The organism is Streptomyces sp. SID3212 (assembly GCF_009865405.1).
Taxonomy (GTDB): Bacteria; Actinomycetota; Actinomycetes; order Streptomycetales; family Streptomycetaceae; genus Streptomyces.
Genome location: NZ_WWJY01000359.1, coordinates 20,655 through 27,360 on the forward strand (window position 1 = coordinate 20,655; position 6,706 = coordinate 27,360).

General features: G+C 72.1%; 4 protein-coding genes. All 4 read left to right on the forward strand.

Annotated elements, in window-relative coordinates; translation table 11 throughout:
- Positions 1-313 precede the first annotated feature (313 nt).
- The 4 genes from GT042_RS10760 (at position 314) to GT042_RS10775 (ending at position 6,578) form a co-directional block, all read left to right on the forward strand.
- Complete coding sequence (locus GT042_RS10760; RefSeq protein ID WP_161308484.1) at positions 314-2,212, forward strand: methylmalonyl-CoA mutase family protein; 1,899 nt, start codon at positions 314-316, stop codon at positions 2,210-2,212.
- Positions 2,212-4,410 carry a methylmalonyl-CoA mutase gene (gene scpA / locus GT042_RS10765; protein WP_161308485.1) on the forward strand — a complete coding sequence of 733 codons (2,199 nt, stop codon included), beginning with the start codon at positions 2,212-2,214 and terminating at the stop codon, positions 4,408-4,410. Before GT042_RS10760 ends, scpA begins: the two co-directional genes overlap by 1 nt.
- A 4-nt stretch (positions 4,411-4,414) precedes the next feature.
- Complete coding sequence (gene meaB / locus GT042_RS10770; protein WP_161308486.1) at positions 4,415-5,413, forward strand: methylmalonyl Co-A mutase-associated GTPase MeaB; 999 nt, start codon at positions 4,415-4,417, stop codon at positions 5,411-5,413.
- A gap of 67 nt (positions 5,414-5,480) precedes the next feature.
- On the forward strand, positions 5,481-6,578 hold the full coding sequence (locus tag GT042_RS10775) for an enoyl-CoA hydratase/isomerase family protein (RefSeq protein WP_161308487.1): 1,098 nt from the start codon (positions 5,481-5,483) through the stop codon (positions 6,576-6,578).
- Positions 6,579-6,706 lie beyond the last annotated feature (128 nt).

Consider the following 6,706-nt stretch of genomic DNA (forward strand, 5'->3'; position numbering starts at 1 on the left):
TCGTTGAAAGGGCGGACAGGGCCGATGGGGCGGACACGGCGAAGCACGGCGCTGTCGGGGGTCGGGGACCCGCGACGGTGACCTGCATCGGTGACGCCGATCCAAAAATAAGTGGCGGCGATCACGTGTCGGTTCCGGTGCAGCCTAGCGTCCGCATGCTAAGTGCCCGTGCGCGGGGGGGAGCGAAGAGAAGGGAGTGAGGAGTGGAGAAACGTGACAAGAGGTGGCTGTGCACTCCGGGGCGGGCAAGGGAGTGCAACGTCACAGCGGTGCGCTCTGCTGCTCGTTCAGCGGGCTGTCATAGCATCTGCGCATGACGGTTCTGCCTGATGACGGGCTTTCCCTCGCCGCCGAGTTTCCGGACGCGACCCGCGAGGAGTGGCAGAGCCTGGTGGCGGGCGTCCTGCGCAAATCGGGCCGGGAGACGTCGGGTACGGCGGCCGAGGAAGCGCTGTCCACGCGTCTCCAGGACGGCCTCTCCACCTCCCCCCTGTATACCGCCGACGACGCTCCGTCGGCCGACGGTTTTCCCGGGTTCGCGCCGTTCACCCGGGGCAGCCGGGCCGAAGGGGCCGCCGTCGCAGGCTGGGACGTACGGCAGCGGCACGCGCGTACCGATCCCGCGCTGACGAACGAAGCGGTGCTCGCCGATCTGGAGAACGGGGTCACCTCGCTCTGGCTGGCCGTGGGATCCGCCGGGGTGCCGGTGTCGGCGCTGGCCACCGCGCTCGACGGGGTCTACCTCGACCTGGCGCCGGTCGCCCTCGACGCCGGGGACGAATTCGCCGCCGCCGCCCAGGAGTTGCTGCGACTCCACCGGGAGCGCGAAGTGGCGCCGCATCAGGCGAAGGGCACGCTCGGCGCGGATCCGTACGGCCGACTCGCCCGTACGGGGACGGAGTCGGCGGACGGCGTCGGGCAGGCGGCCGAACTCGCCGTGCTCTGCGCGCGGGAGTACCCCGGGCTGCGCGCGGTTTCCGTGGACGCGCTGCCGTACCACCAGGCCGGTGCGTCCGACGCCCAGGAGTTGGGCTGTTCGCTCGCCACCGGCGTGGCCTGGCTGCGGGACCTCACCGCGGCCGGACTCTCCGTCGAAGACGCCTGCGGGCAGCTGGAGTTCAGGTACGCGGCCACTGCCGACCAGTTCCTGACCATCGCCAAACTCCGTGCCGCACGCCGGCTCTGGGCCAGGGTGGCCGAGGTCGGCGGCGCCGGGCCCGCCGCGCGGGCGCAGCGCCAGCACGCCGTGACCTCACCCGTGATGATGACCCGGCGCGACCCCTGGGTGAACATGCTGCGCACCACCGTCGCCTCACTGGCGGCCGGGCTGGGCGGCGCCGATGCCGTGACCGTCCTGCCGTTCGACCACACGCTCGGACTGCCCGACGCGTTCGCCCGCCGGGTCGCCCGCAACACCTCCACGATCCTGCTGGAGGAGTCACATCTGGGACGGGTGATCGACCCGGCGGGCGGGTCCTGGTACGTCGAGCGGCTCACCGACGATCTCGCGCGGGCGGCCTGGGTGTGGTTCCAGGAGATCGAGCGGACCGGCGGCCTGCGCGCAGCCCTGCACGGCGGCCTCATCGGTGAACGGCTCGCGGCCACCTGGAAGGAGCGCTCGGGACGGCTGGCCCGGCGGCGCGAACCCATCACCGGCGTCAGCGAGTTCCCGTTGCTCGACCAGGCCCCGGTGGTACGCGAGCCCGCACCGGAAGCGCCGGGGTCCACTGCCTCCGGCGCGGCCGGGGGGCTGCCCGTCGTCCACCGCGACGAGGCGTTCGAGGCACTACGCGCCCGCTCGGACGCCCACCTCGCCGCCACCGGCGCCAGGCCGCGTGTCTTCCTGGCCGCGCTGGGCCCGGCCGCGGCCCACACCGCGCGGGCCTCGTTCGCCGCCGGGCTCTTCCAGGCCGGCGGCATCGAAGCCGTCCACGACCCGGTGTCCGTGGACGCGGACACGGCCGCCGACGCCTTCACCTGCAGCGGGGCCGCCGTCGCCTGCATCTGCTCCAGCGACGCGCTGTACGCCGAGGGAGCCGCGCCCGTCGCACGGGCCCTCGTCGCGGCCGGCGCGCTCAGGGTGTTCCTCGCCGGACGGCCCGGTGAGCAGGAGGAGACGTACCGACAGGCCGGAGTGGACCAGTTCGTCGTCGCGGGCGGCGACGCGGTCGCGGTCCTCGGCTCCGTACTCGACCGGATGGGAGTGGCGTGATGGGAATCCCCGACTTCTCGGAGATCGAACTCGGCCCCGGCGCCGCGACAGGCTCCGAGGACCAGTGGCGTGGGGCGGTGGAGGAGCACACCGGCAAGGCCGCCGCCGAACTCGTCTGGGACACCCCCGAGGGCATCGCCGTCAAGCCGCTCTACACCGCGCGTGACACGGCGGGCCTCGACTTCCTGTCCACGTACCCGGGCATCGCGCCGTACCTGCGCGGGCCGTACCCGACGATGTACGTCAACCAGCCCTGGACGATCCGGCAGTACGCGGGGTTCTCCACGGCCGAGGAGTCCAACGCGTTCTACCGGCGCAACCTGGCGGCCGGGCAGAAGGGCCTGTCGGTCGCCTTCGACCTGCCGACCCACCGCGGCTACGACAGCGACCACCCGCGCGTGACCGGCGACGTCGGCATGGCGGGCGTCGCCATCGACTCCATCTACGACATGCGACGGCTCTTCGACGGCATCCCGCTGGACCGGATGAGCGTGTCGATGACGATGAACGGCGCGGTGCTGCCCGTGCTCGCGCTGTACATCGTGGCCGCCGAGGAGCAGGGCGTACCACCGGAGAAGCTGGCGGGGACCATCCAGAACGACATCCTCAAGGAGTTCATGGTCCGCAACACCTACATCTATCCGCCGACGCCGTCGATGCGGATCATCTCCGACATCTTCGCGTACACCTCGCGGAAGATGCCGCGCTACAACTCCATCTCCATCTCCGGCTACCACATCCAGGAAGCCGGCGCGACGGCCGACCTGGAGCTGGCGTACACCCTGGCCGACGGGGTGGAGTACCTACGGGCCGGGCTGGGCGCGGGACTCGACGTCGACGCCTTCGCGCCGAGGCTCTCCTTCTTCTGGGCGATCGGCATGAACTTCTTCATGGAGATCGCCAAGTTGCGGGCGGCCAGGCTCCTCTGGGCCAGGCTGGTGAAGAAGTTCGACCCGCAGAACGCCAAGTCCTTGTCGCTGCGCACCCATTCGCAGACCTCCGGGTGGTCCCTGACGGCGCAGGACGTCTTCAACAACGTCACCCGCACGTGCGTGGAGGCGATGGCGGCCACCCAGGGACACACCCAGTCCCTGCACACCAACGCGCTCGACGAGGCGCTGGCCCTGCCCACCGACTTCTCCGCCCGCATCGCCCGCAACACCCAGCTGCTCCTCCAGCAGGAGTCGGGCACCGGCCGGGTCATCGACCCGTGGGGCGGCAGCGCGTACGTCGAGAAGCTGACGTACGACCTCGCGCGGCGCGCCTGGCAGCACATCGAGGAGGTCGAGGCGGCGGGCGGCATGGCGCAGGCCATCGACGCCGGCATCCCGAAACTGCGGGTCGAGGAGGCGGCGGCCCGTACCCAGGCGCGGATCGACTCCGGGCGCCAGCCCGTCATCGGCGTCAACAAGTACCGGGTCGAGACCGACGAGAAGATCGACGTCCTCAAGGTCGACAACTCGTCCGTACGGGCCCAGCAGCTCGACAAGCTCCGGCGGCTGCGCGAGGAGCGTGACGACGGTGCCTGTCAGGACGCGCTGCGCGCCCTCACCGCGGCGGCCGGGTCGGGCCCCGGCCCCGGCCTGGAGGGGAACCTCCTCGCGCTCGCCGTGGACGCGGCCCGCGCGATGGCGACCGTCGGCGAGATCTCCGACGCCCTGGAGAAGGTCTACGGGCGGCACGCCGGCCAGATCCGTACGATCTCCGGTGTGTACCGGAACGAGGCAGGCACGTCCCCGGCCGTCGAGCGCACCCGCGCGGCGGTCGAGGACTTCGAGCGCGCGGAAGGCCGACGCCCGCGCATCCTGGTCGCCAAGATGGGCCAGGACGGGCACGACCGGGGACAGAAGGTGATCGCCACCGCCTTCGCCGACCTGGGCTTCGACGTCGACGTCGGCCCGCTGTTCCAGACGCCGGGCGAGGTGGCGCGGCAGGCGGTGGAGGCCGACGTGCACATCGTCGGTGTCTCTTCGCTGGCCGCCGGGCACCTCACCCTCGTACCGGCGCTGCGCGAGCAGCTCGCCGCCGAGGGCCGGGAGGACATCATGATCGTTGTCGGTGGGGTCATCCCGCCGCAGGACATCGAGGAGCTGCACCGCGCCGGGGCCGCCGCCGTCTTCCCGCCGGGCACGGTGATCCCCGACGCGGCGATCGATCTGCTCAAGGCGCTCACCGCGGCGCTGGGCCACGAGGGTTGAGCGCGTGCCGCCACGGATCGACCTCGACAGCTACACCAAGGGTGTCCTGGACGGCTCGCGCGCGTACATCGCCCGGGCCATCACGCTGGTGGAGTCCACCCGGTCCGACCACCGGGCCCTCGCCCAGGGGCTGTTGACGGAACTGCTGCCGTACGCGGGCAAGGCGCGCCGGATCGGGATCAGCGGCGTTCCGGGCGTGGGCAAGTCCACCTTCATCGACGCGCTGGGGACGATGCTCACCGGCCTCGGGCAGCGGGTCGCGGTGCTGGCCGTGGACCCGTCCTCCAGCAGGACCGGGGGGTCCATCCTCGGCGACAAGACGCGGATGGAGCGGCTCGCGGTCGACCCGGCGGCGTTCGTCAGGCCCTCGCCGACGGCGGGCACGCTGGGGGGTGTGGCGAAGGCGACGCGGGAGACGATCGTGGTGATGGAGGCGGCGGGGTACGACGTGGTGCTGGTGGAGACCGTCGGGGTCGGCCAGTCCGAGACCACGGTCTCCCGGATGGTCGACTCCTTCCTGCTCCTCACCCTCGCGCGCACCGGCGACCAGCTCCAGGGCATCAAGAAGGGCGTCCTGGAACTGGCCGACGTCATCACCGTCAACAAGGCCGACGGCCCCCACGAGCGCGACGCGCGCTCGGCCGCGCGGGAACTCGCGGGCGCGCTGCGGCTGATGCATCCCGTGGACGGGGCCTGGACGCCGCCGGTGCTCAGTTGCAGCGCGCGGGAGGGCACCGGGCTCGACCTGGTGTGGGAACGGTTGGAGCAGCACCGCGCGGTCCTGGAGGCGGACGGCCGGCTGGAGCGCAAGCGCCGTGACCAGCAGGTCGACTGGACATGGTCGATGGTCCGCGACCATCTCCTGGACCGGTTGCGTGAGCACCCGGAGGTACGGGAGCTGGCGCCCGGGCTGGAACAGCGGGTACGGGAAGGGACGTTGACGCCGACGCTGGCGGCGGACCGGATCATCGAGGCGCTGGGGCGGCTGGGGGGCGGCGGGTGACCCCACCGGAAGACTGCGTGATCTCTCACAGCGGGTGACCTCTCAAGAAGAAGAAGGCGTACGGAACGTGGACGAACAGCATGTCCTGACTGACCGTCAGGGGAGCGTCGGCCGGCTGACCCTCAACCGGCCGCGGGCCCTCAACGCGCTGACGCACGGCATGGTTTCGGCGATCTCCGAGGCCCTCACCGCGTGGGAGGCGGACGACCGGGTGCGGGCGGTGGTCATCTCCGGGGCCGGTGAGCGGGGGCTGTGCGCGGGCGGGGACATCCGGGCCATCTATGAGGACGCGCGGGCGGGCGGGGGTGCGTCGGCGGAGTTCTGGCGCGACGAGTACCGGCTCAACGCGTACATCGCCCGCTACCCGAAGCCGTACGTCGCCTTCATGGACGGCATCGTGATGGGGGGCGGGGTCGGGATCTCGGCGCACGGCGGCGTACGGATCGTGACCGAGCGGTCGGCGGTCGCCATGCCGGAGACCGGGATCGGGCTGGTGCCGGACGTCGGTGGGACGTACCTGCTGTCCCGGGCGCCGGGGGAGGTCGGTACGCATCTGGCGCTCACGGGGGCGGTGGTGGGGGCGGCGGACGCGTTGTGGTGCGGGCTCGCGGACCATTTTGTGCGGGCGGAGCGGTTGGGGGCGCTGCGGGGTGCCCTGGGGGACGCGATCGGCGGGGGTGAGGGGGAGGGCGAGGCGGAGGGCGACGGTGTGGGCGCGGTCCGGGACGTGGTGGCGCGGTACGCCGGGGTTGCGCCCGAGGGGCGGCTCGCGGGCGATCGGGAGTGGATCGACGGGTGTTACGCGGCCGACACGGTCGAGGAGATCGTCGACCGGCTGTACGGGCACGGGCATCCGGCGGCGAAGGAGGCGGCCGAGACGATCCTGACGCGGTCGCCCACCGCGCTCAAGGCGACGCTGGCGTCGCTGCGGGCGGCGCGGGCGCTGCCGACGTTGGAGCGGGTGCTGGAGCGGGAGTACCGGGCGTCGTGTGCGGCGCTCGGCACGGTAGATCTGGTGGAGGGGATTCGGGCGCAGGTCATCGACAAGGACCGGGCTCCTCGGTGGGCTCCTCGGGAGTTGTCCGGGGTGTCGGAGGCGGAGGTGTCTCGGTTCTTGGTGGTGCCGGTGGGTGGGGATCTTTGGGGTGAGTGCGGGGGGTCGTGACGGGGGTTCGGGGTGCGTTGCACGGTCGGGGGCCGCGCTTTGTCCTCAATCGCCGGACGGGCTGAATGTGTCCTCAAGCGCCGGACGGGCTGGGGGTGGCTGGGCCGGGTGGGGGTGGCTCGGGTCCG

Bases quoted from the DNA above. Each gene is read 5' to 3' on its own strand.
- GT042_RS10760 (WP_161308484.1), top strand. From the start codon at position 314: ATGACGGTTCTGCCTGATGACGGGCTTTCCCTCGCCGCCGAGTTTCCG.
- scpA (WP_161308485.1), top strand. From the start codon at position 2,212: ATGGGAATCCCCGACTTCTCGGAGATCGAACTCGGCCCCGGCGCCGCG.